Source organism: Streptomyces sp. NPDC087263, from assembly GCF_044744645.1.
GTDB lineage: Bacteria > Actinomycetota > Actinomycetes > Streptomycetales > Streptomycetaceae > Streptomyces.
This window is the reverse complement of the sequence record NZ_JBIUYT010000003.1, coordinates 146,726-171,753: the sequence shown is the minus strand read 5'-3', so window position 1 is coordinate 171,753 and position 25,028 is coordinate 146,726. Positions and strand designations below refer to the sequence as shown.

General features: G+C 70.3%; 23 protein-coding genes and 2 pseudogenes. 10 read left to right on the top strand and 15 right to left on the bottom strand.

Features of this window, described 5'->3' with window-relative positions; all coding sequences use genetic code 11:
- Positions 1-312: 312 nt before the first annotated feature.
- Positions 313-1,245 carry an SCO0930 family lipoprotein gene (locus tag ACIPC1_RS10080; RefSeq protein ID WP_402515155.1) on the bottom strand — a complete coding sequence of 311 codons (933 nt, stop codon included), beginning with the start codon at positions 1,243-1,245 and terminating at the stop codon, positions 313-315.
- 738 nt (positions 1,246-1,983) lie between these two features.
- Here ACIPC1_RS10080 and ACIPC1_RS10075 point away from each other — a divergent pair.
- The 3 genes from ACIPC1_RS10075 to ACIPC1_RS10065 all read left to right on the top strand — a co-directional run bounded on the left by ACIPC1_RS10075 (position 1,984) and on the right by ACIPC1_RS10065 (position 3,664).
- Positions 1,984-2,112, top strand: a complete 129-nt coding sequence (locus ACIPC1_RS10075; protein WP_402515153.1) for a hypothetical protein — start codon at positions 1,984-1,986, stop codon at positions 2,110-2,112.
- Between the two features lie 15 nt (positions 2,113-2,127).
- The gene (locus ACIPC1_RS10070; protein WP_402515151.1) at positions 2,128-2,892 is read left to right on the top strand and encodes a hypothetical protein; all 765 of its coding nucleotides are present in this window, start codon (positions 2,128-2,130) and stop codon (positions 2,890-2,892) included.
- 238 nt (positions 2,893-3,130) lie between these two features.
- Positions 3,131-3,664, top strand: a complete 534-nt coding sequence (locus tag ACIPC1_RS10065; RefSeq protein ID WP_402515149.1) for a hypothetical protein — start codon at positions 3,131-3,133, stop codon at positions 3,662-3,664.
- A gap of 93 nt (positions 3,665-3,757) precedes the next feature.
- On the opposite strand, the gene ACIPC1_RS10060 is transcribed toward ACIPC1_RS10065, so the two are convergent.
- A complete protein-coding gene (locus ACIPC1_RS10060) occupies positions 3,758-4,246 on the bottom strand; it encodes a hypothetical protein (RefSeq protein ID WP_384382583.1) in 489 nt (162 codons plus the stop codon).
- 332 nt (positions 4,247-4,578) lie between these two features.
- Here ACIPC1_RS10060 and ACIPC1_RS10055 point away from each other — a divergent pair, with 332 nt between their 5' ends.
- Positions 4,579-5,247, top strand: coding sequence for a class F sortase (locus ACIPC1_RS10055; RefSeq protein WP_402515147.1), 669 nt, complete (start codon positions 4,579-4,581; stop codon positions 5,245-5,247).
- A gap of 42 nt (positions 5,248-5,289) precedes the next feature.
- On the opposite strand, the gene ACIPC1_RS10050 is transcribed toward ACIPC1_RS10055, so the two are convergent.
- Positions 5,290-6,135 carry a polysaccharide deacetylase family protein gene (locus ACIPC1_RS10050; RefSeq protein WP_402515145.1) on the bottom strand — a complete coding sequence of 282 codons (846 nt, stop codon included), beginning with the start codon at positions 6,133-6,135 and terminating at the stop codon, positions 5,290-5,292.
- Between the two features lie 178 nt (positions 6,136-6,313).
- On the opposite strand from ACIPC1_RS10050, the gene ACIPC1_RS10045 reads away from it, so the two are divergent.
- Positions 6,314-6,778, top strand: coding sequence for a universal stress protein (locus ACIPC1_RS10045; protein WP_402515144.1), 465 nt, complete (start codon positions 6,314-6,316; stop codon positions 6,776-6,778).
- Positions 6,779-6,797: 19 nt separating this feature from the next.
- On the opposite strand, the pseudogene ACIPC1_RS10040 reads toward ACIPC1_RS10045, so the two are convergent.
- Positions 6,798-7,970 (bottom strand): annotated as a pseudogene (locus ACIPC1_RS10040) (CapA family protein).
- Positions 7,971-8,249: 279 nt separating this feature from the next.
- Between ACIPC1_RS10040 and ACIPC1_RS10035 the strand changes: the two are divergent.
- The 3 genes from ACIPC1_RS10035 (at position 8,250) to ACIPC1_RS10025 (ending at position 10,292) form a co-directional block, all read left to right on the top strand.
- Positions 8,250-8,798, top strand: coding sequence for a sigma-70 family RNA polymerase sigma factor (locus tag ACIPC1_RS10035; RefSeq protein ID WP_402515141.1), 549 nt, complete (start codon positions 8,250-8,252; stop codon positions 8,796-8,798).
- A gap of 134 nt (positions 8,799-8,932) precedes the next feature.
- Positions 8,933-9,448, top strand: a complete 516-nt coding sequence (locus ACIPC1_RS10030; RefSeq protein WP_384390949.1) for a hypothetical protein — start codon at positions 8,933-8,935, stop codon at positions 9,446-9,448.
- A 184-nt stretch (positions 9,449-9,632) separates the two neighbouring features.
- Complete coding sequence (locus tag ACIPC1_RS10025) at positions 9,633-10,292, top strand: anti-sigma factor family protein (RefSeq protein WP_402515139.1); 660 nt, start codon at positions 9,633-9,635, stop codon at positions 10,290-10,292.
- A gap of 23 nt (positions 10,293-10,315) precedes the next feature.
- Here ACIPC1_RS10025 and ACIPC1_RS10020 read toward each other — a convergent pair whose 3' ends face one another.
- From ACIPC1_RS10020 to ACIPC1_RS10010, 3 genes are all read right to left on the bottom strand, one after another.
- Positions 10,316-11,176: an Fpg/Nei family DNA glycosylase gene (locus ACIPC1_RS10020; RefSeq protein ID WP_402515138.1), complete on the bottom strand. Its 861-nt coding sequence runs from the start codon at positions 11,174-11,176 to the stop codon at positions 10,316-10,318.
- A 47-nt stretch (positions 11,177-11,223) separates the two neighbouring features.
- Positions 11,224-13,299 (bottom strand): SpoIIE family protein phosphatase, encoded by a 2,076-nt coding sequence (locus tag ACIPC1_RS10015; protein ID WP_402515137.1) that lies wholly within the window; start codon positions 13,297-13,299, stop codon positions 11,224-11,226.
- An 83-nt stretch (positions 13,300-13,382) separates the two neighbouring features.
- Positions 13,383-14,663 carry a DUF6777 domain-containing protein gene (locus ACIPC1_RS10010; protein ID WP_402515135.1) on the bottom strand — a complete coding sequence of 427 codons (1,281 nt, stop codon included), beginning with the start codon at positions 14,661-14,663 and terminating at the stop codon, positions 13,383-13,385.
- A gap of 115 nt (positions 14,664-14,778) precedes the next feature.
- Here ACIPC1_RS10010 and ACIPC1_RS10005 point away from each other — a divergent pair, with 115 nt between their 5' ends.
- Positions 14,779-16,200: a lipase maturation factor family protein gene (locus ACIPC1_RS10005; protein WP_402515132.1), complete on the top strand. Its 1,422-nt coding sequence runs from the start codon at positions 14,779-14,781 to the stop codon at positions 16,198-16,200.
- On the opposite strand, the gene ACIPC1_RS10000 is transcribed toward ACIPC1_RS10005, so the two are convergent.
- The 8 genes from ACIPC1_RS10000 to ACIPC1_RS09965 form a co-directional block, all read right to left on the bottom strand.
- Positions 16,188-17,027 (bottom strand): amidohydrolase family protein, encoded by an 840-nt coding sequence (locus tag ACIPC1_RS10000; RefSeq protein ID WP_402515130.1) that lies wholly within the window; start codon positions 17,025-17,027, stop codon positions 16,188-16,190. The genes ACIPC1_RS10005 and ACIPC1_RS10000 overlap by 13 nt on opposite strands.
- Positions 17,024-17,338, bottom strand: a complete 315-nt coding sequence (locus ACIPC1_RS09995; protein WP_402515129.1) for an L-rhamnose mutarotase — start codon at positions 17,336-17,338, stop codon at positions 17,024-17,026. Before ACIPC1_RS09995 ends, ACIPC1_RS10000 begins: the two co-directional genes overlap by 4 nt.
- Positions 17,335-18,327, bottom strand: a complete 993-nt coding sequence (locus ACIPC1_RS09990) for an aldo/keto reductase (protein WP_402515127.1) — start codon at positions 18,325-18,327, stop codon at positions 17,335-17,337. The genes ACIPC1_RS09995 and ACIPC1_RS09990 overlap by 4 nt, the downstream gene beginning before the upstream one ends.
- Complete coding sequence (locus tag ACIPC1_RS09985; protein WP_384390923.1) at positions 18,324-19,079, bottom strand: SDR family NAD(P)-dependent oxidoreductase; 756 nt, start codon at positions 19,077-19,079, stop codon at positions 18,324-18,326. Before ACIPC1_RS09985 ends, ACIPC1_RS09990 begins: the two co-directional genes overlap by 4 nt.
- On the bottom strand, positions 19,076-20,431 hold the full coding sequence (locus ACIPC1_RS09980) for an L-fuconate dehydratase (protein WP_402515124.1): 1,356 nt from the start codon (positions 20,429-20,431) through the stop codon (positions 19,076-19,078). Before ACIPC1_RS09980 ends, ACIPC1_RS09985 begins: the two co-directional genes overlap by 4 nt.
- 92 nt (positions 20,432-20,523) lie before the next feature.
- Positions 20,524-21,558: an ABC transporter permease gene (locus tag ACIPC1_RS09975; RefSeq protein ID WP_402515121.1), complete on the bottom strand. Its 1,035-nt coding sequence runs from the start codon at positions 21,556-21,558 to the stop codon at positions 20,524-20,526.
- On the bottom strand, positions 21,551-23,044 hold the full coding sequence (locus tag ACIPC1_RS09970; protein ID WP_402515119.1) for a sugar ABC transporter ATP-binding protein: 1,494 nt from the start codon (positions 23,042-23,044) through the stop codon (positions 21,551-21,553). The genes ACIPC1_RS09975 and ACIPC1_RS09970 overlap by 8 nt, the downstream gene beginning before the upstream one ends.
- On the bottom strand, positions 23,044-24,117 hold the full coding sequence (locus ACIPC1_RS09965; RefSeq protein WP_402515116.1) for a sugar ABC transporter substrate-binding protein: 1,074 nt from the start codon (positions 24,115-24,117) through the stop codon (positions 23,044-23,046). Before ACIPC1_RS09965 ends, ACIPC1_RS09970 begins: the two co-directional genes overlap by 1 nt.
- A 198-nt stretch (positions 24,118-24,315) precedes the next feature.
- On the opposite strand from ACIPC1_RS09965, the pseudogene ACIPC1_RS09960 reads away from it, so the two are divergent.
- Positions 24,316-25,008 (top strand): annotated as a pseudogene (locus ACIPC1_RS09960) (FadR/GntR family transcriptional regulator); the annotation flags it as partial.
- Positions 25,009-25,028 lie beyond the last annotated feature (20 nt).

Sequence of the window (25,028 nt, the reverse complement as noted above, 5' to 3'; positions counted from 1 at the left end):
CCGTCCGTTCCCGGTCACTGCCTCCGGCAAGTGCCGAATTGGCGCCGTGTGAACAGCCTTCGAACACGCCGCACGCTGTAACCGGAAAATCGCTCCGAAGCATTCCAAACAGGCCCCGGGGAGTTACGAAGAGTCGCCGGGGATTACCTCACCCGGGCACGCCAAGTGGCCCGCTCCCTCCGCGGTACGGAGGGAGCGGACCTGGGTCGCGCGCGCTTTTTCTTCTCTTCCGGCACTCCAGCCTGTCTGTGTCCACTCCCTTCCACGTTCCTCGGGTGCCCGGGTGAGGCGATCGAACCCTGGGGAGGTGATCTACTGCTTCGGCGCGCCGACCAGCTTTCCTGCGGGCGAGACGGCGTACCAAGTGCCGCCTACGCCCTGTCCGTTGGTGTCCCCGGGGGCCTCGTCTCCGGAGAAGGTGTAGATCGGCCAGCAGCCGAGGGCCATCTGCTTGAGGCCGTCCGACCGGGTGAAGGGCATGAGACCGTCCGAGTCGATGTCGAGACCCTTGGTGTCGGCCTCCTCGACCGGCGCGACCGCCGGCCACTTCTCCAGGCAGGCACCGGTGCACGCAGAGATCGAGTCGGGCCAGGCCGTGTCCTTGGTGAAGCGGTAGACCGTCAGGCCGTTCTTGTCGACGACGATCTCGCCGAGCTTCGCGTCCTTCCGGGTCGACAGGCCGGGCAGGTCGGCCAGGGTCGCCTTCTTGCCGGTGGGCGCCGACGCGAACCAAGTGCCGCCCACGGCCTGGCCGAGGGTGTCACCGGCCTTCGTGTCCTTCGCGTACCGGTACATCGGCCAGCCGCCGACGGTCAGCTGCTTGGTGCCGTCGGGCCGGGTGACCTCGCCCAGAAGGGCCGCGTCCACACCGGTGGCGGCCGTGGCACCGTCCGCCGGAACCGGCGGCCAGGCGGTGGCGCAGTCGCCCTCACAGGTCGACTTCGGCGGCTCGGCCGTGTCCTTGTCGAAGCGGTAGAGGGTGAACCCGGCATTGTCGGTGAGGACCTCGCCGAGCGTCGCGTTCTTCGCAACGGTGAGCGCACCCGCGGACTTCGCCTGAGTGGCGGCAGCGCCGACTCCCGCCGGGCTCGGGCTGGACAGTCCGTAGTCGCCCGCGGCCGCGGTGGCGCCGACGTTCTGGCCCACGGTCGACTGGGTGCCCTGTTCCTGACCGCACGCCGTCGTGAGCGCCAGCATGGCCGCAGCTGTCGCTACGAGCGAGGCGCTCCGCCAGGAGGTCTTCATTTGGTAACTCCCGCTGTCGCAATAGATGTTGCGGCGCCCTGCAGCGCCGCGCATGGCCATAGGTACGGGCGGGGGTGGCGGGAATGTTCAACCACCCCTCAAATTTCTTTCCGAACCCTGTGCCCCGGCGGCCCCGCACCACGAGATCGCACACCCGTTCCCCTCCGATGGCGTTTCCCGCTCGACCCGTCAAACCGCCCGGACGCGGACATCCCCCATTTGGGGTAACCCTTCTCAGCCAGCTCCTGCGCGGCCCCGGAACGACCGATGATCGCCGTCGTGCATGGACCCAAACGGACTTGGTCCGCCCTCGTCATACGGGCATCGGCGCTGCTGACGCTTGCCTGGATTCTCAGCGGAACCGCGGGGAGCCCGGCGGTCGCCGACTCCTGCGCGTACGCCTCCGTCGGCCCCGACGGCACCGGCGCGGTAGCGGTCGCCGGCAAGGGCACCTGCCCGAGCCCGCCCCCTCCCCCGCCGTGCCCCAGCCCCAGCCCCACCCCGACACCGACACCGACACCGACAGTCGAACCCCCGCCACCCCCCAAACCCACACCGACGCCCAACCCGCCACCGCCACCCTCACCGCCACCTCCGGCGCCACGGCCCGTCGCGCCGAAGCCGGTACCGGCACCCACACCCACACCCCCGCCTACGCCTACCCCTACGCCTACGCCTACGCCTACGCCAAAACCGACACCCACTCCGAGCGCCCACCCCAAGCCCTCGCCGACACCGGTGAGTTATCCGGCGTACCACGCCCAGCCGCGGCAGCACCCGCCCCGCGGCGGACCGTCCCTGGTCTCGCTCACCCTGCTGATCACCGCGCCCGCGGTGCTCGCCGTCGCGGCGCTGCGCCCGCGCTGATTTCTGGAGGCATCCTTGTCGGAATGGCTTGTTCTCGCCCTCGCGATGGGCGCCGCATGCGTCGTCGTCCTCATCGTGACCCTCGTGCGCCATCGCGCGGCCCGCGAGGACGAGGATCCGTCCGAGACCCCGGACGTCATCGAGTACATGACGATGATGATCGGTGTGGTTTACGCCATCGTCCTCGGTCTGGCGATCGCCGGTGTCTGGGAGGGCCGTGGCGTCGCCCAGGACCATGTGCAGACGGAGGCCCAGGCCCTGCACGAGATCTCGCAGCGGGTCCGCGTCTACCCGCCCGACGTGCGTGACCGCATCCGCGGCGACATCGACGCGTATGTCGGCTACGTCGTCAGCACCGAGTGGAAGACCATGGCGGACCAGGGCCGTGTGACCGTGAAGGGCGGCCGTCTCTTCGATCACATCCGCGCGGACGTCACCGACTACGAGCCCAGGACGGACTTCGAGGCCCAGGCGTACCAGCCCCTCGTCGACCAGGTCACCGTGGCCGACGCCGCACGGAACTCGCGCGCCGACTCGACGGGGGCGACCATGCCGGGCGTGGTGTGGTTCGGTCTGACCGCCGGCGGCGTGGTCACCGTGGGGATGGTCTTCGCGCTACAGATCCGGCGCACCCTGCGCGAGCTGATCCTCGCCGGGCTCTTCTCCTCGCTGATCGCCTTCCTGCTCTTCCTGATCTGGGACTTCGACGCGCCCTACAGCAGGGGGATCACGGCCTCGGCCGAACCGTTCACGGCGCTGTTCCCGAACCTTCCCGGTTGACGGACCCTCAGCAGGGTTTCCGGGACCGGGTTACCCGGCCGGGGGACGGATGCCACGCCGCGTCCGTCCCCCCACCGCACGCACTCCGTCCCCTGTGCGGCCCACACGGTTGCCCCATTCGCGCGACAGCGATCGCGCTCGGGCCCGGCCTTTCCTAGCGTTTCGATCATCGAGGTGCATTTCTGGCGCAAGCGGAAAAGGTCCGCAGCAAGGCTCCTCGGGGACCTGGAGACTCACCATGCGCGCGATACGCGTCGCTTCGGCCGCACTGCTGGGCGTCACCGCCCTGACCTTCACCGCACCCGCCGCCTTCGCGGGCGACGAGAACAACAACGTCACCCCGTTCGGTTTCAGCGTGCAGCCCTCGACCATCGCCGCCGGCGGCCAGGTCTCCCTGCTGCTGAAGAGGGACGGGGGCTGCCGGGGACGCGCCACGGTCACCTCGGGTGTCTTCGACACCGTCACCATCCAGCAGGGCCAGTCCTCGGCCACGGCCACGGTCGACTGGGACGCCAAACCGGGTGCCGTGTACGAGGTCACGTTCACGTGTGACGGCGTGAGCGGTCACACGGATCTCACCATCGCCACCGGGCGTTCCGGCGACTCGACCCACAGCCCCGTCCCCGTGCAACGGGGCGTCAGGGCCGGTGTCGGCGGCACCGTCGGCGGCTTCGACCTGAAGGAGGTCGGCCTGGGAACCGCGCTCATCGCGGGTTCCGTCGGCGCGGCGTGGTACATGTCGCGCCGACGCGCCTCGGCCGACGACTCCTGACGGCACGGCACAGCACAGCCCTTCGCCCCGGACCCTTGAGGGAGGGTCCGGGGCGAAGGGCTGTGCTGTGCGGTTTCCGGAACGGAGACCTGGTCAGATCCTCTTCTCTGACCTGCGCCGCATCCAGAACACCCCGCCACCGATGGCCGCAGCGGCCACGAGCCCGCCACCGATCGCCATGTCGGTGGGCGTGGCACCGCTGGAGCTGCTGCCCCCGAGACCACCACGGACACCACCGATGACGGTGAAGGCCGCGGGACGGGTCAGGGTGCCCGTCCCGGTGCAGTTGACCGAGATGTCGTACGAGCCGGGGCGCGCGTTCCGGTCGATGGTCGCCGTTCCGCTCGACGTCTCGTTGCTGCTGGTGAGGTGGGAGAGGGTCGCCTGCCGGAACGCGGGCGAGGTCATGGTGCCGCCTTTGGGGCACCCGTCGACGGTCACGGTCAGCTGGCCGCCGCTGGCGATGACGCTGGGCATGGCGACGATGTTGCTCGGGTTGTTCCACGCCGCGGCCATCGGAGCGGCGAGCCCCACCGCGGCGACCGCGGCGGCACTGACCGCCAGGGCACGAGTAGTACGCATGTGATCCTCCGCGGAAGACGCCCCGGGAACCGTCCCCGGTCGATCGGCGAGAAAGCGCCTCCCAGACAGACCCTCAGATGCCTTGCACAGAGCCGCATTTCGAGAATGGTCCGTCCTGGTGAGAGGACACGCCGAGAGAATTCCACACAATCGGATATTGCCGCAGGTCACGGACCGTCAGAAAATTCCTGGCCGCGGCAACTCGGATGGCTCATGAAGGGCGTACTCCACCACCCGTTCGCCTTTGTCCCGTCGCCCGCCGGGCGTGCTGCACTTAGCGTTCTCATATGCGCGACGGACGCGGCGACGGCCGCGTCGAGAGGGGATTGCAAATGTCTGCGTCCGAGCTGGTCGAAGAGGAGGAGCAGCGGCAGAAGAAGCGCGCCCCCTGGGGCGTGATAGCGCTTGTTCTGCTGACCGGCCTCGCTCTGATCCGCAATGGTTCCGGTGAGTTCGACATGGGCCCGCCGCAGCCCGCGTCGGCGGCTGCGGCGGACAGCAACCGCTCCCCGGGCGGCACCTTCTCGAATCTGCCGGCCCCGCTGCCGTACTCCGTGGTCGACCGGGTCAGGATCCCGGCGATCCGGGTCGACGCGCCGGTCCTGCCGGTGGGCCTGGACCTGGACGGGTGGGTCGACGCACCGCCGCCCGACGACCCGAACCTCGCGGGCTGGTTCACCGGCGCGGTCTCGCCCGGCGAGAAGGGCACGGCCGTGCTCGACGGCCATGTGGACAACATGCGCGGGCCCGCCGTTTTCTACGGGCTCGGGGCGCTCGAAAAGGGAAACCGGATCGAGGTACAGCGCAGGGACGGGAAGACCGCCGTATTCGAGATCTACGGCATCGAGGTCTTCGAGAAGAGCAACTTCCCCGGCGACCGCGTGTACGGCAGCAAGGGTGCTCCCGAATTGCGGGTCATCACCTGCGGGGGCGGTTTCTCCAAGCAGCACGGTTACGACGGAAACGTCGTCGTGTTCGCCCGCCTGGCCGAGGTTCGCTGAGCGTTCCCCGGCCGGGCGGGCGAAAGCCCGTGGAACCCCGTCCTAGGCGTACTGCCGTCGCGGCACCGTGATGTGGTAGCCGGAATCCAGCAGTTGCGGCAGATAGCCGCGCAGCGCCCGTACGCTCTGCGAGCGGTCGCCGCCCGCGTCGTGCGAGAGCACCACGACGCCCGGGGCGGCACCGCCCTCCACCCGGTTGACGATGGTGCGGGTGCCCGGGGCCGTCCAGTCGAGTGTGTCGACCGTCCAGGCCAGCGGCTCCATACCCAGGTCGGCGCCGAGCTGGAAGGCCGCCCGGTTCCAGGCCCCGTAGGGCGCGCGGAACCAGGTGGGCGGTTCACCGTAGGCGTCGTCGATGACCTCACAGGTGCGTTCCATCTCGGAGTGGATCGCCGAGCGGGAGAGCTTGGTCAGCAGCGGATGGGACCAGGTGTGGTTGCCGACGGTGTGTCCGTCGTCGGCCATCTCGCGCAGCAGGTCCTTGTTGTCGACGGCCATCTCCCCGCACACGAAGAACATCGCCCGCACGTCGTAGTCGCGCAGGGTGCGGAGGATGTCCGGCGTGTAGCGCGGATCGGGGCCGTCGTCGAAGGTCAGCACCATGTTGCGGCCGCGCCCGGACACGCGCAGGAACGGCTCGTGGCGGACGAGGGTCCGCCCGGCCCTGGCGCGCGGCGGACCGTATCCGGTCATGGGCTGGAGCCGGTAGGCGGAGGGCTTGACGGCACTGCGGGCCTGCGGGCCCGAGGCTGGTGGGGCACTGCGTACCGGGTGCGTGGCCGGTTCGGCGGTGAGGACGTGGGCCGTGCCCGCCGCACCGGCCGCCCCCAGGACGGCGGTACCGGCGATCAACGCCCGGCGCCGGGTAAGCAGCTGATCCTTTTTCATGACTCATCAGTCACCCAGTTGAGGGGCGGTGCTGTTCAGCAACACCGGTGCGGGCCCACGAAAGCACCCGATGGGACCATTTCGGCGGCGGCGCACCAATGGCCCCGCGAATTCGGGTGACCCGGCCGCGGGTGCCCAGGTGGCTCCCGGACCTGGAGGTGGCGATAACCTCGCAGCCGTGACGGAACAGCAGCACTCGCAGGGGTTCGAGCGGGGCACGGATGGTCCCAAGGTCATTGTCGTCGGAGTGGACGGCTCCGACTCCTCTCTCCGCGCGATGGCATACGCGGGAGGCCTGGCCCGACGCCAGCACGCGTTGCTCGCCGTGGTCTATGTCCAGCCCGTGATGGCGGCGGGCGCGGCGATGGGGGTGCCGGTCGCCGAGACGACGGACGAGATCGCCGAGGATCTGGTCGCGCAGATCCGGGACTCCGCCGAGCGGCTCAAGGGCATATTCGAGGTGCGCTGGGAGTTCCACACCTTCCGCGGCGACCCGTACAACGGCCTGGTGACCGCGGCGGACCAGCTCAAGGCGGACGCCGTGGTGGTGGGCGCCTCCGAGCAGGCGGGCCACCGGATCGTCGGGTCCGTGGCGATCCGGCTGGTGAAGGCGGGGCGCTGGCCGGTCACTGTCGTGCCGTAACAGCACGTCGGTAGCCGGCCTACCGGCCCATCAGCAGACCGTCCTGGGCCGCGCCCCGGCTGAGGACGACGGACCGGATCCGGTCGCGTACGCCGACGACCTCGCCGCCTGCGCGAGGGCGGCGTTGAGGTTGACCACGCGGCCGGCGTCGAGGTCGAAGGCCTGCGGGATGAACTCGGCCTTCTTCACCTCCCAGCGGCCGCCCTGGCGCGCGGGCGGGGCGAAGGTGAAACGGCCGATGGTGCTTTCGTTGCCCCGCGGATCGGTGACGCCCTGGTGGTTGGACATCGCGGCGGCGATCTGGTCGCCCATGCCGTGGACGACCCAAGTGCCGTTGACCTTGGACGACCCAGGTGCCGTTGACCTTCTCGTACGCCTGCGGGACATGGGCGTGCGTGCCGAGGATGAGGTCGATGTCGGGCCGCCCGCCGGTCCGGGAGGCGGTCAGCTGCCTGCTCAGTGACAGTTGCCGCTCGTCCGGCTCGTCCTGCCACTCGGTGCCCCGATGCAGGGATACGACGACCACGTCGGCGCCCGCCTGCCGGGCGGCCCGGGCGTCCGCGACGATCCGGTCGGGGTCGATGACGTTGACGGCCCAGGGCTGCCCCTGCGGGAGCGGAAAGCCGTTCGTGCCGTAGGTGTACGCGAGATGCGCGACCTTGGTGCTGCCTGCCCGCACCACGGTGGCGCCGCTCTCGGCCTCCGCGCGCGCCGAGCCGGCATGCCGCACACCCGCGCGGTCGAACGCGTCCAGGGTGCGCCGGATCCCCTCGGCTCCGTCGTCCAGGGTGTGGTGGGAGGCGGTGGAGCAGGCGTCGTAGCCGGTCGCGGCGAGCCCCTCGGCCACCTCCGGCGGGGACTTGAAGGTCGGGTAACCCGTGTGGTCGCCGTCCGCGCCGTACACGGTCTCCATGTGACAGATCGCCAGACCGGCGCCGGACACGACGGGCCGGACTCCGGCGAGCATCGGCCGGAAGTCGTATCCGTTGCCGCCCGCGTCCGCCTTCGCGCGCTCGATGATCGCGGTGTGCGGCAGTACGTCACCGGAGGCGACGAGGGTGAACTCGCGAGGGTCGGAGGATGCTGCGGGCTGCCCGCTCACCCGGACCGGCGGGTCCTGGGCGGCCTGACAGCCCGTTACGACGAGTACGGTCGCGATGGCCCGGCTGGTCTGTCGTCCGCGTGTGGTCATACCCAGCCCCGATGCGGTCATATGTACGTCTGAAGTGACACGAATCCATGTCCACGCGTACTCAGGAGTCAGGGAGCAACGCACGCCTTCTGCCCGTCCGGCGTCCGAGGACGAGCCCTTCGGGCGAGAGGGGTCGGGCCGCAGTCCCCCGCAGCGGGACAGCACCTCACCGCCCCGATGAACCGCTCACCGCACCGTTCACCGACTGCTTCGACCGCCCAGCGCACAACCGTGTGCCGACCCTGTCCTCACGGAGCGACACCGGCTGGCATACACGCCATGACGGCCGGAACCACCACCATCACCCGCGGAACGACCGCCGAGCACGAGCTGGCCGCACTCCAGCGCGAGCACGGTCGGCCCCTCTTCGCGCTGCTCCTGCGGCTCTCCGACGGCGACCGGCAGCGCGCCGAGGACCTGGTGCAGGAGACTTTCGTACGGGCCTGGCAGAACCCCGAGGCGCTGCGTGCCGACGCCTTCGACTCCGTACGCCCCTGGCTGCTCACCGTCGCGAGGCGGCTGGCGATCGACGCGCGGCGGGCCCGCCAGGCGCGGCCGCCGGAGGTCGGGGACGCGGTGCTGGAAAGTGCGCGCGTCTGCGCCGATCACGCCGAAAGGTCCGCGGCGACGCTCGATGTGCGGGAGGCTGTGAAGACTCTCACTCCCGAGCACCGTGAAGTCCTGGTGCAGGTGTACTTCCAGGGGGCGAGTGTGGCGGAGGCCGCCGCGGCGCTCGGAATTCCGCCCGGTACGGTGAAGTCCCGCGCTTACTACGCGCTCCGCGCCCTGCGCCGGGTACTTCCCGGATACGCGGCCGACCTGCGGTGAAACCAAAGGTCGAGTCAAACTTCGGTAAAGCGCCTGCCGAGGACCATGGTTGGGCAATCTGCTGTCTTCATCCGTGTTCCGGACTGGGGCCCGGGGTCGGGCCACGCGCACGCACCGGAGGAAGGCAGGAAGGGATGCTGCACAGAGGTCAAGAGAGCACGGATGGCACCGGAGGCGGCGAACTCACCGTCCCCATGGCGTGGTTGTACGCCGAGTACATCGCCGACGAACTGCTGCGGACCGGCGACCTGATGCCGCCCACGTCCTTCGAGTTCCGCGCGGGGCGGGATGCCCTGGCGCTGACCATCTTCCTGTCCGACGCCGGCGGTGAGCTCTCCGGCATCAGGGTCATCACCCAGCTGGAGACCTGGCTTTCGCTGACGGCGTACGACCAGCCGTGGCGGGACTGGGTGCGCGAACACCTGGCGCGGCTCGCTGCCCGGGCCATCGACTCGAGCGCACCGGACCCGGACCTGGAGCTGGCCTCGGCGGCCTGGCGCTGGCTGGAGGAGACCGAACTGCTCGCCCCCGACCTGGACGCCGTGCCTGGTGGCGGGCCTGTCCCGGGCGAGGACGACGGTCCGAAGGTGTGGACGCCGGCCTGGCGACTGGGGCTGCCACTGGGGCATCTGGCGATCCATCTCTTCTGACCATCCGCCCCGCTCGCCAAACTTTTCCGTGCCCGCACCAATCCGCGGGTCCCCTTGCTCCGAACGTCCTGGTCGCCATTCCGAACGAGTCTTGAGTGATTCGGCGGTCTGGTGCGTACCGGTGGGCAACAGCACTCCCACCCCGCACCATCACCCCCATCGCCACGAGGATTCGGTAATCGGTATGAGGTCCCTGGAACGGCATCGCGACGTCGGCGCCTACGCGCTCGGCGTGCTGAACGAGGCGGATGCCTTCCGCTTCGAGGATCACCTCATGGAGTGCCCTCAGTGCGCCGCCCATGTGAGTGAATTCCGGCCCGCGGCACGGCAGTTGATGCTGTACCGGGGTGCCACCCCGCGCTCGGTGCACCCCTTCGCCGCGCCCGGGCCGCGGCTTTTGGACCGGTTGCTCGGCGAGGTGGCGAACCGTCACAAGGCCGGCCGGCGACGGTGGTTGTACGCCGTGGCCGCCTCCGTGGTGTTCGCGGCGGGCGGGCCCGCGATCGCGATCGCCACGGCGGACGGCACCCCCACCACACAGGTCGCCGCGACGGACGCGGAGACCGGTGTGTGGGCCCAGGTCACCTCCGAGGACCGGGTCTGGGGCAGCCAGGTCGATGTGCTGGTCAAGGACTCGGCAGGACCGCGGCCCTGTCAACTCGTCGCGATCGGCAAGGACGGTTCCGAGCAGACGGTGACGAGCTGGATGGCACGGGGGGAGACCGGCCAGACCACCAGCATGCAGGGCGGCGCCGCGCTACAGTCCAAGGAGATCAGTCGGTTCGAGGTGCGCACGACCGACGGCGAGCACCTGGTGACGCTCGATGCGGGCACCGGCAGCTGACGTCAGGACCAGTCGGTGCGGGGCTACTTCAGGAGCTTTGACATCCGACGGTCCGCGAGCGGCTTCCCGTCTGTCTGGCAGGTCGGGCAGTACTGGAGCGCGGAGTCGCTGAAGGACACCTCGCGGATCGTGTCGCCGCACACCGGACAGGGCTCTCCGGCTCGTCCGTGCACCCGCAGTCCGCTCTTCTTCTCCTTCTTCAGGCGCCCGGCGGCCAGCCCGTGGGAGCGCTCCACGGCCTCGGTGAGCGTGGCGCGCAGCGCCTCGTACAGGCGGCCGGTCTCCTCGGCGTTCAGTGTGGCGGCGAGCTTGAAGGGCGACATTTTGGCGGCGTGCAGGATCTCGTCGCTGTACGCGTTCCCCACGCCCGCGATCAGGCTCTGGTCGCGCAGCGCGCCCTTCAACTGGCGCCGCTCGCCTGCCAGCAGCCCGGCGAACCGCACCTCGTCGAAGTCGTCGGCGAGCGGGTCGGGGCCGAGGCGGGCGACGCCGGGGACATCCGCCGGGTCCCGTACGACGTACACGGCGAGCTTCTTCTGGGTGCCGGCCTCGGTGAGGTCGAAGCCCTCGCCGGTCGCCAGGGCGACCCGCAGCGCGAGAGGGCCCTTGCCGGGGCGGGGCGGCCCGTCCGGCAGGGTGTCCTTCCAGTGCAGCCAGCCCGCGCGGGCCAGGTGCGTCACGAAGTGCAGTCCGTCGGCCTCGATGTCGAGGAACTTGCCGTGCCGGTGCACGGCGGTGACCTCGCGGCCCTCGAAGGCGCTGACCGGAGGGTCGTACGTCTTGAGCACGCTGATGGCGACGGGCAGCACGCGTACGACCTCACGGCCGACGAGGTGGTCGGCCAGGAAGTCCTTCAGCGCTTCGACCTCGGGCAGTTCCGGCATACGTCAAGGGTGCCACCCGGCGCCGACATCACCAGGTGGACCGTTGGTCAGTCCCGTTCCGCAACGGTGAACTCGCACCACACGCACTTGCCGCCGCCGCGGGCCTCCACGCCCCAGACGTCGGTGAGCCGGTCGACGAGGAGGAGACCGCGGCCCGAGACACCGGACTCACCTGCCTCGCGGCGCCGCGGCAGGGCGCTGGAGGAGTCCTCGACCTCGACGCGCAGCCGGCGTTCGGTGCCCGTCAGGACGCGCAGAGTGACGATCGCGGGACCCTCGGTGTGCATCAGGGCGTTGGTGATCAGTTCGTCGGCGACCAGCACGATCTCGTCGGCGCGCTCCGCCGCGCCCCAGGAGGTGACGGCGGCCCGGATCATGTACCGGGCCTCGGCGAGTGCCTCCGGGTCACCTGCCGCGACATGCTGCTGAACACGCCCGCCTGTCTGTTGGGCGGTCAGCGTGCGGCGGCGCAGGAGCAGCACCGCGACATCGTCGTCGCCGCCGCGGTCCTCGGCCACGTCGATGAGCCGGTCCGCGAGGTCGTGGACGTCGTCCGGGCCGGTGCGGATGAGCGCCCGGAGGGTGCGCATGCCTTCGTCGAGGTCGATGCCCGGCTGCTCGACCAGGCCGTCGGTGTACATCAGCAGGGTCTGTCCGGGGTCCAGCTCGAAGGTGCCGACCGGGTACTCCAGGCGCCCGAACTCGGCGGACAGGCCGAGCGGCAGGCCTCCTGCCACGGGCAGGGGGTAGCAGCTGCCGTCGACCCGCCGGACCAGTGGGTCGATGTGGCCGGCCCGGACCAGCTGGACGACACCGGTGGACAGGTCGGCCTCCGCGTACAGGCAGGTGGCGAAGCGCTGGGTGTCGAGTTCCTTGAGGAAGACCGAGGCGCGGGCCATCACGGTGGCCGGGGTGTGGCCCTCGGCGGCGTAGGCGCGCAGCACGATGCGCAGCTGGCCCATGACGGCGGCGGCGTGCGTGTCATGGCCCTGGACGTCGCCGATGACGGCACCGACGCGACCGCCGGGCAGCGGAATCACGTCGTACCAGTCGCCGCCGATGTCCCTGCCGAGGGAGGCGGAGCGGTAGCGGACGGCGATGTCCGCGCCGGGCACGCTGGGGATGGAGCGCGGCAGCATGGCCTGCTGGAGGCCCTGGGCGAGGTCCTTCTCCTGCTCGAAGAACATGGCCCGCTGGAGGCTCTGCGCGATGCTGCTGCCGAGCGCCAGGAGCACGTTGCGGTCCTCCTCGGAGAAGCCGTGCCGATCGTCGTAGAGCAGTCCGATCGCGCCGATCGGCCGGGCCTGCACGATGAGCGGCAGATACGCGGCCGCGGTGATCTTCAGGTCGGTGATGTGCGGCCACAGGAGGGGGTATGCCTCGGCGAACTCCTCCGGTGACTCGATGAAGTGCGGTACGAGGGTCCGTACGACCTCGTTCATCGGGTACTGCGCGTCCATGCGCGTGATCCGGGTGCCCGGCACGTAGCTGTCCTCGGGGCCCGCGGCGACCATGTTGATGCGGCCGGCCTCCACCAGGCCCATGACCAGGCTCGTCGCCCCGAGGTGGGTGATGCCGTGGGTGTCGTCCAGCACGTCGATGACGTCCTGGACGGTGCGGGCGTGGGCCAGTGCCGCCGTGGTGATCTGTACGACGCTCGTCTGCTGGCGGCGGACCTGGTCCTGGGCGGCCTGCTCACGGCGCGCCGCGCGCTCGCTCAGCTCCTGTGTGGCGTCCCGGACGATGCCGATGATCCGGCGGGGTCTGCCGGTACCGTCACGGCGGATGTAGCCCTGCGTGTGGGTCCAGCGCAGGGAGCCCTGGCGGGTGCGGATACGGAAGTAGGCGCCGTAGTTCTCGCTGCCGTCCTTGAGCGCCTGGGAGACCAGGGTGTCCAGGCGTATGCCCTCGGCCGGAGGCACACGGATGGCCAGGGTCCTCGGGTTCCCGTCGTACTCCTCGGGAAACACGTCGAAGACCTCGTGGGCCTGGGCGTCCATCTGGAACAGGCCCGTGTCCAGGTCCCAGTCGAAGCTGCCCATGCGGTTGAGCGCCAGGATCGGATCCGGGTGGGCGGGCCAGTCGTCCGGGAGTGACAGGGCGCTCGCTCCCCGATCAACCATGTGGCCACTTTGTCAGGATTTGCCGGATTATTCGACCGCGACTTACGAAGGCGGGGCTCCGGGGTCCATGGCCGAGCGGACGCTCAGGCGCCGGTCACGGCGGTCGCGGCGTCGAAGACGCTGTCCGAGGGGGCCGGGTCGTCGGGGATCAGGCCGCCGCCGTCCGGCGGATCGGGGCTTTCCGGGACGGTGTCGGGGCCGACCTCCTCGCTCGATGTCGTCGGGTCCAGCGGGAAGGAGGGCTCGTCGGGGATGACGGTCTCCTCCGGTGAGGTGAGGTTTTCGCTGGTCAGGGGGTCCTCGGGGGTGGACTGGCCGGGAGTGATCGTTCCCGTCTCCGGGGAGACGCTCTCGTCCCAGGGGGTCAGGGTGCTTCCGGGATCCGTCGTGGGCGGGGCGGTGACGGTGGCCGTGGCGCAGTCCGCGGGTTCGTCCGGAGTGCGGTCCGAGGGGTCGGCCGGAGCGCTCCCGGTCTCGCCCGGAGTGGCCGTCACGGTCGGTGTCACGCAGTGGGACGCCGTCTCGTCCGGCCGGGTGCCGTCCGGCCTCGGGTGACCGCCCGAGGCCGGGCCCTCGGGCTCCGGGGACCGTGACCAGTCGTCCGGCCGCGGTACGGCGTGGTCGTGGCGGCCGTCGTCGCCGATCCGTCGCTCGATCCAGGTGTTGTTGACGATGTTGATGATCGTGATGTTGGTGATGACCGTGGACGCCGGGTTCACGACGACGACCTCGGCGGTCCGGTACCCGGACCAGGCCTGGCCGTGGGTACCCGGGGACCCCCCGGACTCGACGGGCGGCTTCAGCGGGTTTCCGCAGGCGCAGCGGACACGCGGCACTCCCCGGTTGTCGACGAGTACGGCGGTGCCCGTCTGGAGGACCGACTGACGGCCGGTCGCCCGCTCACCGCTGAGGCCATGGTTCGTGACCCGTGTGTCGGCCCGCAGCACGACCGAGGTCAGGCCCCGCAGATAGCTCGGGAGCGAGGCCTGGGAAACGCCGGTGACCTGCGCGAAGGCGCGGGCCTTGGTCCGGTCCTCGGCGAGGAGGGCGACCTGCCGCTCGACGTCGCAGCTGCCGACGGAGTGGACGCCGCCGTAGAGGCCCGGCGTCGAGCCCGAGAGAGAGCGTACGGAGTCGCTGCCGGCGGGGGTCGATTGCTGCGTTCGGGTGACGGGGGGCGGGGTCGCGGGGGAATCGGCGGTGGAGTCCGTGAAGGGAGTGTCGCCCCGAGCCGCGACCGGCTCCAGGAACAGCTCACCGCCGCCGGACGCCTGGTCCCTGTCCCCGTCGCCGCACCCCGCGACGAGGAACGCCGCCGAGAGAGCGCAGGCCGTGACAAGGGTTCTGGCGGGTGTGTGCACCACGTTCTCCCGTCCATGCCGGGCAGTTCGTCCACCATTGTCAGCGTCACCCGCTTGGGTCACGCAAGCGGAGGCGGTCACCCGGCGTCACACTGGGAATGAGAGGAGCACGCCCGTCGTGGAGTGGTTCGTCGCACCCGAGTACTGGCTGAGCCGACTGGTCTTCCAGCGGGCGCTCGCCGTGCTGTACCTCGTCGCGTTCCTGGGCGCGGCGTTGCAGTTCCGTGCGCTGATCGGGGAGCGCGGGATGCTGCCGGTCCCCCGCTTCGTGGCACGGACGCCGTTCCGCCGGGCGCCGAGCGTGTTCCAACTGCGCTACTCGGACCGCTTCTTCGCGGCCTGGTGCTGGACGGGCTGCGCGGTGTCGGTGGCGCTGATCGCGGGCCTGGACTCTCAACTGCCGCTCTGGGGTGCCATGGTGCTGTGGCTCGTCCCGTGGGTGCTGTACCTGTCCGTCGTCAACGTCGGTCAGACCTGGTACTCGTTCGGCTGGGAGTCGCTGCTCCTGGAGGTCGGCTTCCTCGCCGTCTTTCTCGGCAACGACCAGGTGGCGCCACCCATCGTCGTGCTCTTCCTGCTGCGCTGGGTGCTGTTCCGCGTCGAGTTCGGCGCCGGGCTGATCAAGATGCGGGGCGACGAGTGCTGGCGGAAGCTGACCTGCCTCGACCACCACCACGAGACCCAGCCGATGCCGGGCCCGCTGAGCTGGTTCTTCCACCACCTCCCGGGGCCCATCCACCGGGTCGAGGTGGCCGCCAACCACGTCACCCAACTGGCGGTCCCCTTCCTCCTGTTCACTCCACAGCCGATCGCCACGGCCGCCGCCTCGCTGATGATCCTCACGCAGCTGTGGCTGATCCTGTCCGGCAACTTCTCCTGGCTGAACTGGATCACGATCGTGCTGGCCCTGTCGGCGGTCGAGTTCCCCACCACCGCACCGGAGGTGTCCGGGACACCGCTCTGGTACGAGGTCGTGATCCTCGCCGTGGCCGCGGCGCTGTTGGCGCTCGGCTACCACCCGGTCCGCAACATGCTCTCCCGGCACCAGGTCATGAACCGCTCCTTCGACCCGCTCCATCTGGTCAACACCTACGGAGCGTTCGGCAGTGTCAGCCGAGTGCGCCACGAGGTGATCGTCGAGGGCACGGCGGACGACCTGCCGCGGGAGGACTCGGACTGGCGGGAGTACGAGTTCAGGGGTAAGCCGGGCGATCCGCGCCACTGGCCGCGCCAGTTCGCGCCGTACCATCTGCGGCTCGACTGGATGATGTGGTTCGCGGCACTCTCCCCCGCGTACGCCGAGTCCTGGTTCGCGGGTCTCGTGGAGCGGCTGTTGGAGAACGACCGGGACACGCTACGGCTGCTGCGCCGCTCCCCGTTCCCCGCCGACTCGCCGCCCCGCTATGTCCGCGCGAGCCTCTACCGTTACCGCTACACGACCTGGCGCGAGCTGCGCGAGTCGGGCGCGTGCTGGCACCGGACGTACGTGCGCGAGTTCCTGCCGCCGACCCGGCTCGACTCGGTGGCTCAGAGGCGGTAGACGCGGGTGGCGGTGTCCGTGAAGACCTGCGCACGCTCGTCTGCGCTGAGACCGGCGGTCAACTCCTGTGCGGCGTCGGCCACTTGGTCGTAGGTCGCCGCCAGGATGCACACCGGCCAGTCGGAGCCGAACATCAGGCGGTGCGGTCCGAAGGCGTCCAGGACGGTGTTCGCATACGGGCGCAGGTCGTCCGGCGTCCACTTCGCGGGGTCCGCCTCCGTCACCATGCCGGAGAGCTTGCACACCGTGTTGGGCCGGGCGGCCAGGGCACGGACGTCGGATGCCCAGGGTTCGAGCTCGCCGGCGGCGATGGGCGGCTTGCCCGCATGGTCCAGTACGAAGGTGAGTTCGGGCAGCAGCGCCGCCACCTTGGCGCAGGAGGGCAGTTGGTGGGGCTGGACGACCAGGTCGTAGACGAGCCCCGCCTCCGCGAGGGCGACAAGTCCGCGCCGTACGTCCGGACGCAGCAGCCATTCGGGGTCGGGCTCCCCCTGGACCTGATGACGGATGCCCTTGAGATACCGCCCGCCCGGCAACTCCCGCAGCCTCGCGAGCTCGTCGGCGACCTCGGGCGCGGTCAGGTCGGTCCAGCCGACCACTCCCCCGATCAGCTCGCTCTCGGCCGCCAGGGCGAGGAACTCGGGGGTTTCCTCAGCCACGGTGATGGTCTGCACGAGGACCGTGCGGTCGACTCCGGCGGACCGCGCTTCGGGTTCCAGGTCCGCGATGGTGAAGTTACGGCGCAGGGGCTGGAGTTCGGGTCCGGTGATCCAGTCCTGGTCCCGTACGGAGAGGTCCCAGACGTGGTGGTGGGCGTCGACGCTCATGGCAGCTCCCATACGACGGGCAGGGCAGCCTTCGCACCCTCGCCCGAGTAGTCGTGTACGACGTCGAGGAGTTGCGTCATCCTGGCCTGCCAGGCGATGTTGACGGGCAGTTTCTCCAGTTCGGCGAGCATCCGGTCGTAGTCCTCGCACTCCAGGAGGTGGAAGAGGTCGGTGCCGCTGCGCCAGATCGTCCAGGAGGTGGCTCCTGCGGCCCGGATCGCCCTGGTCAGTTCGGCGGGGACCTTGCGATGGGCCGCTTCGTACTCGGCGATGCGGTCCGCGCGGACCTTGGTGTGCAGCGCGACTCTCATGACGGCTCCTGTACGGGTACGGGGGCATCGGAGGGCAGCAGGTTCTCGGCGCGTAGTTCCTGCCAGAAGGCCGCGGGTACCGCGGTCGCGAACTGCTCGACGCAGTCGCGGACCTCGTGCGGTGAGCGGGCGCCGACGAGGACGCTCGCCACCGCCGGGTGGGCGGCGGGGAAGGCCAGGGCGGCGGCGCGCAGGGTCGTGCCGTGCCGTTCGGCGATCGCCTTCAGCCGTAGCGCGCGGTCCAGCAACTCGGGTGCCGCGACGGCGTAGTTGTAGGTCGCTCCCGGTTTCGGGTCCGCCAGCAGGCCGGAGTTGAAGGCGCCGCCGATGACGACGGACGTGCCGCGGTCCTGGGCGGCGGGCAGCAGCTCGGTGAGGGCGCGGTGGTCGAGCAGGGTGTACCGGCCGGCGCACAGGACCACGTCGACGTCCGTGTCGCTTACGAAGCGGGTCAGCATCTCGGTCTGGTTCATGCCCACGCCGATCGCCCCCAGCACGCCTGCCGCGCGCAGCTTCTCCAGGGCCGGGTAGGCCTCGCGGAAGGCCTGCTCGGCGTGGTCGTCGGGGTCGTGGAGGTAGACGGCGTCCACGTGGTCGAGGCCGAGGCGTTCGAGGCTGGCGTCCAGGCTCCGCCGTACGCCGTCCGCGCTGAAGTCCCAGACGCGATGGTGGGTGGCGGGCACGGCGAAACCGTTGTCCAGGTCGTCACCGCCGGCATCCCCGTCCGTTGGCTCCAGGAGGCGGCCCACCTTGGTGGAGACGGTGTACTCGGCGCGTGGACGGTCGCGCAGGGCCGCGCCGAGACGTCGCTCGGCGAGGCCGATGCCGTAGTGCGGGGCCGTGTCGAAGTAGCGGATGCCGCCCGACCAGGCGGCGTCCACGGCCTCGTACGCCTGCTCGTCGCTCACAGCGGTGAACAGGTTGCCGATGGCGGCGGCGCCGAAGGCCAGGGGGCTGACCTCGACGCCGCTCTTCCCGAGCGTGCTCACCGGCCCGCCGGGCGCAGCCGCAGACCCTGCATACCGCCGTCGACGGCCAGTGAGGTGCCGGTGGTGGCGCCGGACAGCGGGCTCGCCAAGTAGGCGATGGCGCCCGCGACTTCGGCTGCCGAGACGAGGCGGCCTGAGGGCTGGCGGGCCTCCAGGGCGGCGCGTTCGGCGGCGGGGTCGGGGGCCGCGTCGAGGAGGCGGCTCACCCACGGGGTGTCCGCCGTGCCGGGGTTGACGCAGTTGACGCGGACGCCTTCGCGGAGGTGGTCGGCGGCCATCGCGAGGGTGAGGGAGAGGACGGCGCCCTTGGTGGCGGAGTACAGGGCGCGTTGCGGGAGTCCGGCGGTGGCGGCGATGGAGCAGGTGTTCACGATCGCCGCGTGCTCGGAGTCACGCAGGTGGGGCAGGGCCGCGCGGGTCGTACGGACGATGCCGACGACGTTGACGTCCAGGACGCGGTGCCACTGCTCGTCGTCGTTGTCCTCGACGGTGCCGGCGGCGCCGATGCCCGCGTTGTTGATCAGAATGTCGAGTCCGCCCAGTTCCGCGACGGCGGCGGCCACGGCCTCGCGTACGGAGGCGTCGACGGAGACGTCGGCGCGGTAGCCGAGGAGCGGCTTCTCGACGGAGGACGGGTCCAGGTCGAGGACGGCGACCTGGGCGCCACGGGCGGCGAGCAGGTCGGCGGCGGCCCGCCCGATTCCGGAGGCGCCTCCTGTGACGAGTGCCTTGAGTCCTTCGAAGTCGGTCATGCCGCTGCTCCCTTCGGGTCGGTGAGTGACTGCTCGGCGAGGTCGGCGGCCCAGAAGGTGCCGTCGGGGAAGGTGAACTCCGCGATGGATTCGGGCCGCATGGTGGCCGAGAAGCCGGGTGCGGCGGGGGCCGCGTAGTGACCCTCGCGGATCACCACCGGGTCGAGGAAGTGGCCGTGCAGATGGTCGACGTACTCGATGACCCGGTCCTCGGTGGTGCCGGAGAGGGCCACGTAGTCGAACATCGAGAGGTGCTGCACGAGTTCGCACAGGCCGACGCCGCCCGCGTGCGGGCAGACCGGTACGCCGAACTTGGCGGCGAGCAGCAGGATGGCGAGGTTCTCGTTGACGCCGCCGACACGGGCCGCGTCGATCTGGAGGACGTCGATGGCCCCGGCCTGGAGGAGCTGCTTGAAGATGATGCGGTTCTGGACGTGCTCGCCGGTGGCGACCTTGACCGGTGCGACGGCCTTGCGGATGGCGGCGTGGCCGAGGACGTCGTCGGGGCTGGTGGGCTCCTCGATCCAGTAGGGCTCGAACTCGGTGAGGGCCTTCGTCCAGGCGATGGCCTCGTCGACGTTCCAGCGCTGGTTGGCGTCGACCGCGATGCGGATGTCGGGGCCGACCACGGAACGGGCGACCCGGCAGCGGCGTATGTCGTCCGCCAGGTCGGCGCCGACCTTCAGCTTGATCTGGGTGAAGCCGTCGGCGATGGCCTGGGATGCGAGGCGGGTGAGCTTCTCGTCGCTGTAGCCGAGCCAGCCGGGTGAGGTGGTGTAGGCGGGGAAGCCGCGCTCGACGAGCCGGGCCTGGCGGTCCTTGGCGCCCTGTCTGCCGCGCCGCAGCAGGTCCAGCGCCTCGTCGGGGGTGAGCGCGTCCGTGATGTAGCGGAAGTCGACCTGCCCCACCAGCCACTCGGGCTCGGCGTCGGCGAGCAGCTGCCACAGCGGCTTGCCCGCGCGCTTGGCCACCAGATCCCAGACGGCGTTGACCACGGCGCCGATCGCCATGTGCATCACGCCCTTCTCGGGACCGAGCCAGCGCAGCTGGCTGTCGCCGATCAGGTCGCGGCCCAGCGAGCCCGGGTCGGCGCACAGCTCGTCGACGGACCGTCCGACCACATGCCCGCGCAGCGCGTCGATCGCGGCGACCTGGACATCGTTGCCCCGCCCGATGGTGAAGGTGAAACCGTGCCCCTCGATGCCGTCGGCCGCGTCGGTGCGCAGGACGACGTACGCCGCCGAATAGTCGGGGTCCGGGTTCATCGCGTCGGAGCCGTCGAGCTCGCGCGAGGTGGGGAAGCGGATGTCGTAGGTGTCGACCGCGGTGACGCGGGCGGGGATCGGGGACACGGAAGGCCTTTCGATCGGTGACAGGGGATCCTCGGTGACCGTGGGGGGCGGGGTGACCAAGTGGAGTGGGGGTGCCCCTGCGGTGCGGGGTGTCAGTCCTGGGCGCGGCCCGTGGTCACACGGGCGATCATCAGGGCGACCAGGATGATTCCGCCGTAGATGGCCTGGATCCAGAAGGACGGCACCTGGGCGAGCGTGAGCAGGTTCTGTACGACGCCGAGGAGCAGGACGCCGGTCAGGGCGCCGAACATGGTTCCCTTGCCGCCGTCGAGGCTGATGCCGCCGATGACCGCGGCCGCGAACACGGTGAAGATCATGTTGTTGCCCTGGTTGGCGCTGATCGCACCCACGTACCCGGTCTGCATGATCCCGCCGACGGCGGCGAGGACGCCCGCGACGACGAAGACGCCGAGCATCACGCGCTCGACGCGGATACCGGCCGCGCGGGCCGCGTCCGGGTTGCCGCCGATGGCGTACAGGGCGCGTCCGATGCGGTGGTACCTGAGGATCAGACCCGCGACGCCGAAGGCGACGGCGGCCAGCCACACCGACATCGGGATGCGCAGGAAGGTGGTGGTGGCCAGCGAGAAGAACGAGTCGGGCATCCCGAACAGCGTCTTGCCCTCGGTGGCGCCGACCAGCAGTCCGCGCAGGACGATCAGCATCGCGAGGGTGACGATGAAGGCGTTGAGCTTGAGCTTCACGACCAGCAGGCCGTTGAAGGCGCCGACGACCCCGCCCACCACGAGCATCGCGAGGATGGCGACCACGGCGGGGAACTCCGTGCCCCAGCCGGAGGACGCGACAGGCAGCACGAGGAGCGCGCCGACGGCCGGCGCTATACCGACGACCGACTCGAGCGACAGGTCGAACTTGCCGGTGATGAGGACGAGCGACTCGGCGAGCACCACCATCGCGAGCGCCGCCGAGGCGCCCAGGATGGAGATCAGATTGCGCTCGGTGAGGAAGGAGTCGTTGACGAACGCGCCGAGCACCAGCAGCAGCAACAGGGCTGGTACGAGGGCGAGTTCGCGAGCCCGGCGGAGCAGTACCGCCTTGGCGGCGCGGGGGTCGGGCACGCGTACGGGGGTGGCGGTCGAGGCCGACGGGGCCTTCGTGTCAGCCATGGTCCACTCCTTCGATGGAGGCGATGAGCTCGTGGTCGCGCCAGCCCGCCGGATGTTCGGCGACGACGCGGCCGTGGAAGAGGACGAGGACCCGGTCGCAGCGGCGCAGGTCGTCGAGTTCGTCGGAGACGACGAGGACGGCGGTGCCGTCCTCGCTGGCGCTGTCCACACGGGACAGCAGGGACTCCTTGGACTTCACGTCGACGCCCGCGGTGGGGTTGACGAGGACGAGAAGGCGGGGGTCGGAGGCGAGGGCGCGGGCCATGACGACCTTTTGCGCGTTGCCTCCGGAGAGGTCGGACACGGGCTGGTCGGGGCCCTCCGTGTGGATGTCGAGGCGTTCGATCAGCTCGGTGGCGAAGCCGCGTTTGCGGTCGGTGCCGATGAAGCCGTAGCGGCCCAGGCGGTTCAGGACGGTCATGGTGGCGTTGTCGCCGATGGTCATCCCGGAGACGAGGCCCTGGTCGTGCCGGTCGCGCGGGACGAAGCCGACGCCCGCCTTGAGCGTGGCCTGTACGTCACCGAACGGGAGCCGCTCGCCGCCGAGTTGGACGGTGCCGCCGGTCGGCGTGTGCAGTCCGGCGAACGACTCGGCCAGCTCGATCTTCCCGCTCCCGCTGGAGCCGGCGAGGCCGACGACCTCGCCGCGGCGGACGGTGAGATCGACGTTCTCGTACGCGTCCGAGGTGAGCCCCTTGGCGTCGAGGATGACCGGCGCCTCCCGGTCCACCTTCCTGACCTGCACGGACTGTTCGGCGATCACCTCTCCCGCCATGGCCTCCACCAGCGCGGCGCGCGGAAGGTCGGCGACCGGCGCGGTGGTGATCCAGCGGGCGTCGCGCAACACCGTGACCGTCTGGCACACCTCGTACACCTCCTGGAGGTGGTGCGAGATGAACAGGAAGGTGACACCGGAGTCCTGGAGCGCCCGCATGCGGGTGAAGAGCCGCTCGATCTCGCGGTTGTCGAGCTGCGCGGTCGGCTCGTCAAGCACGATGAAGCGGGCGCCGAAACTCAACGCCCGTGCGATCTCGACCATTTGGCGGTCCTCGACCTTGAGGTCGGCGGTCCGCGCGTCCGGGTCGACATGCACGTCCCAGGTCTCCAGGACCGCCGCGGCCTCGGACTTCAGCCTGCGCCAGCTGATGAGGCCGCCGCGCCCGGTGGGCTGCCGGTTGATGAAGAGGTTCTCGGCGACCGTCAACTCCGGTACGACGGTGGGCTTCTGGTAGACGCAGGCCACCTTGCGGCGCCAGGCGTCACGGTCGGCGAGCGGGGGCGCCGGTTCGCCGTCGAAGCGGACCGTGCCCTCGTCGGCGGCCTGGAGGCCGGTGAGGATGGTGACGAGGGTCGACTTGCCCGCGCCGTTGCGGCCGACGAGGGCGTGCGACTCACCGGGGAGCACGGTGAGTTGGCCGTCTTGGAGGGCGACGGTGGGGCCGTACCGCTTGGCCACCCCCCGTGCCTCCACCAGTGGTGTACTCATCAGACCGTGTTGCCCCAGAGCGAGGCGTCGTCCACGTTGTCCTTGGTCACCAGCGGCGCGGGCAGCTGGTCCTCGAGGATGCCGCTGGGCAGCTTGACGATCTCGGAGTCGTGGTCGGTCGGGCCGGGCTTGAAGGTCTTCCCCTGCATCGCCGCCTTGATGTAGTACATGCCGTACTTGGCGTACAGGTCCGCGGGCTGCGAGACGGTGGCGTCTATCTCGCCCTTGCGGATCGCGTCGTACTCCTGCGGGATGCCGTCGTTCGAGACGATGGTGATGTGGCCCGCCTGGCCGACCGTCTTCAGCATTCCCTTGGACTTGAGGGTCTGCAGGGTGGGCGCGAGGTAGACGCCGCCGGCCTGCATGTAGATGCCCTTGATGTCCGGGTTGGCGTTCAGGAGGGTGTCCAGCTTGGAGGCCGCGGTGTCGGACTCCCACTTCGCGGGGATCTCCAGGACCGACAGCTTCGGGTACTTCTCCTTGACGCAGGAGCGGAAGGCCTCCGAGCGCTCACGCCCGTTGACCGACGCCAGGTCGCCCATGATCTGCACGACCTTGCCGGACTTGACCTGCGCCCCGAGGTACTCGCAGGCCTTCTCGCCGTACGCCACGTTGTTGGCGCGTACGACCATGGCGACCTTGCCCTTCTCGGGCGCCACGTCGACGGCGACCACGGGAACGCCCTTGCGCTCGGCCTGGTCGAGGCCCGCGGCGATCGCGGCGCTGTCCAGGGGGGCCACGACGATGCCCTCGACGCCCTGGTTGAGCGTGTTGTTGATGTCGGTGATCTGCTGCGACGGGTCGCTGTTGGAGTTGACGGTCTTGAGCGCGTCCACGCCTTCGGACTTCGCCATCTTCGGCACGTAGTCGTTGTACGACTGCCAGAACGGCGAGGTCAGCAGGGGCAGGATCACCCCGACCTTGCCGTTGCCGTCGCCTCCTGCGTCGCCCGAGGCGACGTCGTCCTTGGTGCTTCCGCAAGCCGCGAGCACGAGGGTGGCGCACGCGGCCGCAGCCGCCGCACGCACCGCTCGCGACGAGATTCGCCTGTTCCGCACGGTTCTGCCGGCCATCTGACGGCTCCTCATTGAGCGAGATCGAGCAGGACGCGTGGCCGGAGAGTCCCTCTTCCAGCCGCCGCGACGAATATTTATCAGACCACTTCGGGGTCACAACACCCCCTGACGCCAAATTTTCCTTGTTTTCGGCCGTAGTGGTCCGACCACTTGCCTGGTTAGACTGCGGCGCACCCGGCAACAGGAGGTAGACGCGTGGACGAGCCCGCCCCGCAGAAGGGCACCGTGACGCAGCGCGCCATCGAGCGGATCAAGGCGATGATCGGCGAGGGCAAGCTGGAGCCGGGTCAGCGACTGCCGACCGAGCGCGATCTGGCCGCCCAGCTGGGCATGTCCCGCAGCTCGATGCGCGAGGCGATCCGCGCGCTCACCGTCCTCGGGGTGCTGGAGGCGCGGCACGGATCGGGTATCTACGTCACCCAGCTGGAGGCCGGGGACCTCCTGGAGACCTTCGGTGTGGTGGCCGATCTGTCCCGGGGGCCTCGCCTGGTCGAGCTCCTTGAGATCCGGCGGATCCTGGAGTCGACGGCGACCGCGCTGGCCGCGGCTCGGATCACCGCGGACCAGCTCGCCGACGTGGAGAAACACCTCGCCGCGATGAACGCGACGGACGACCCGGAGGAGATCCTCTCGCACGACCTCGCCTTCCACCGCGCCATCGCCGGAGCGGCCGGAAACGAGACGATGGCGGCCATCCTGGAAGGCCTCTCCTCCCGCACCTTCCGTGCCCGGGTCTGGCGCGGCTACCAGGAGGAGGGCGCCTTCGAGCGCACCCGGCGCGAGCACGCGGCGATTCACCGGGCGCTCGTCGCGCACGACCCGGAGGCGGCCAGGGCGGCCGCCGCCGCGCACGTGGGTGAGGTGGAACAGTGGCTGCGGTCCCAGCTCACCTCGGAGCCGGAACCGCC

What these genes read in the sequence shown, in the direction of transcription:
- ACIPC1_RS10080 (WP_402515155.1), bottom strand. Translation starts at nt 1,245, where the DNA reads ATGAAGACCTCCTGGCGGAGCGCCTCGCTCGTAGCGACAGCTGCGGCC.
- ACIPC1_RS10065 (WP_402515149.1), top strand. Translation starts at nt 3,131, where the DNA reads ATGCGCGCGATACGCGTCGCTTCGGCCGCACTGCTGGGCGTCACCGCC.
- ACIPC1_RS10060 (WP_384382583.1), bottom strand. Translation starts at nt 4,246, where the DNA reads ATGCGTACTACTCGTGCCCTGGCGGTCAGTGCCGCCGCGGTCGCCGCG.
- ACIPC1_RS10055 (WP_402515147.1), top strand. Translation starts at nt 4,579, where the DNA reads ATGTCTGCGTCCGAGCTGGTCGAAGAGGAGGAGCAGCGGCAGAAGAAG.
- ACIPC1_RS10050 (WP_402515145.1), bottom strand. Translation starts at nt 6,135, where the DNA reads ATGAAAAAGGATCAGCTGCTTACCCGGCGCCGGGCGTTGATCGCCGGT.
- ACIPC1_RS10035 (WP_402515141.1), top strand. Translation starts at nt 8,250, where the DNA reads ATGACGGCCGGAACCACCACCATCACCCGCGGAACGACCGCCGAGCAC.
- ACIPC1_RS10030 (WP_384390949.1), top strand. Translation starts at nt 8,933, where the DNA reads ATGCTGCACAGAGGTCAAGAGAGCACGGATGGCACCGGAGGCGGCGAA.
- ACIPC1_RS10025 (WP_402515139.1), top strand. Translation starts at nt 9,633, where the DNA reads ATGAGGTCCCTGGAACGGCATCGCGACGTCGGCGCCTACGCGCTCGGC.
- ACIPC1_RS10020 (WP_402515138.1), bottom strand. Translation starts at nt 11,176, where the DNA reads ATGCCGGAACTGCCCGAGGTCGAAGCGCTGAAGGACTTCCTGGCCGAC.
- ACIPC1_RS10015 (WP_402515137.1), bottom strand. Translation starts at nt 13,299, where the DNA reads ATGGTTGATCGGGGAGCGAGCGCCCTGTCACTCCCGGACGACTGGCCC.
- ACIPC1_RS10000 (WP_402515130.1), bottom strand. Translation starts at nt 17,027, where the DNA reads ATGAGCGTCGACGCCCACCACCACGTCTGGGACCTCTCCGTACGGGAC.
- ACIPC1_RS09995 (WP_402515129.1), bottom strand. Translation starts at nt 17,338, where the DNA reads ATGAGAGTCGCGCTGCACACCAAGGTCCGCGCGGACCGCATCGCCGAG.
- ACIPC1_RS09985 (WP_384390923.1), bottom strand. Translation starts at nt 19,079, where the DNA reads ATGACCGACTTCGAAGGACTCAAGGCACTCGTCACAGGAGGCGCCTCC.
- ACIPC1_RS09975 (WP_402515121.1), bottom strand. Translation starts at nt 21,558, where the DNA reads ATGGCTGACACGAAGGCCCCGTCGGCCTCGACCGCCACCCCCGTACGC.
- ACIPC1_RS09970 (WP_402515119.1), bottom strand. Translation starts at nt 23,044, where the DNA reads ATGAGTACACCACTGGTGGAGGCACGGGGGGTGGCCAAGCGGTACGGC.
- ACIPC1_RS09965 (WP_402515116.1), bottom strand. Translation starts at nt 24,117, where the DNA reads ATGGCCGGCAGAACCGTGCGGAACAGGCGAATCTCGTCGCGAGCGGTG.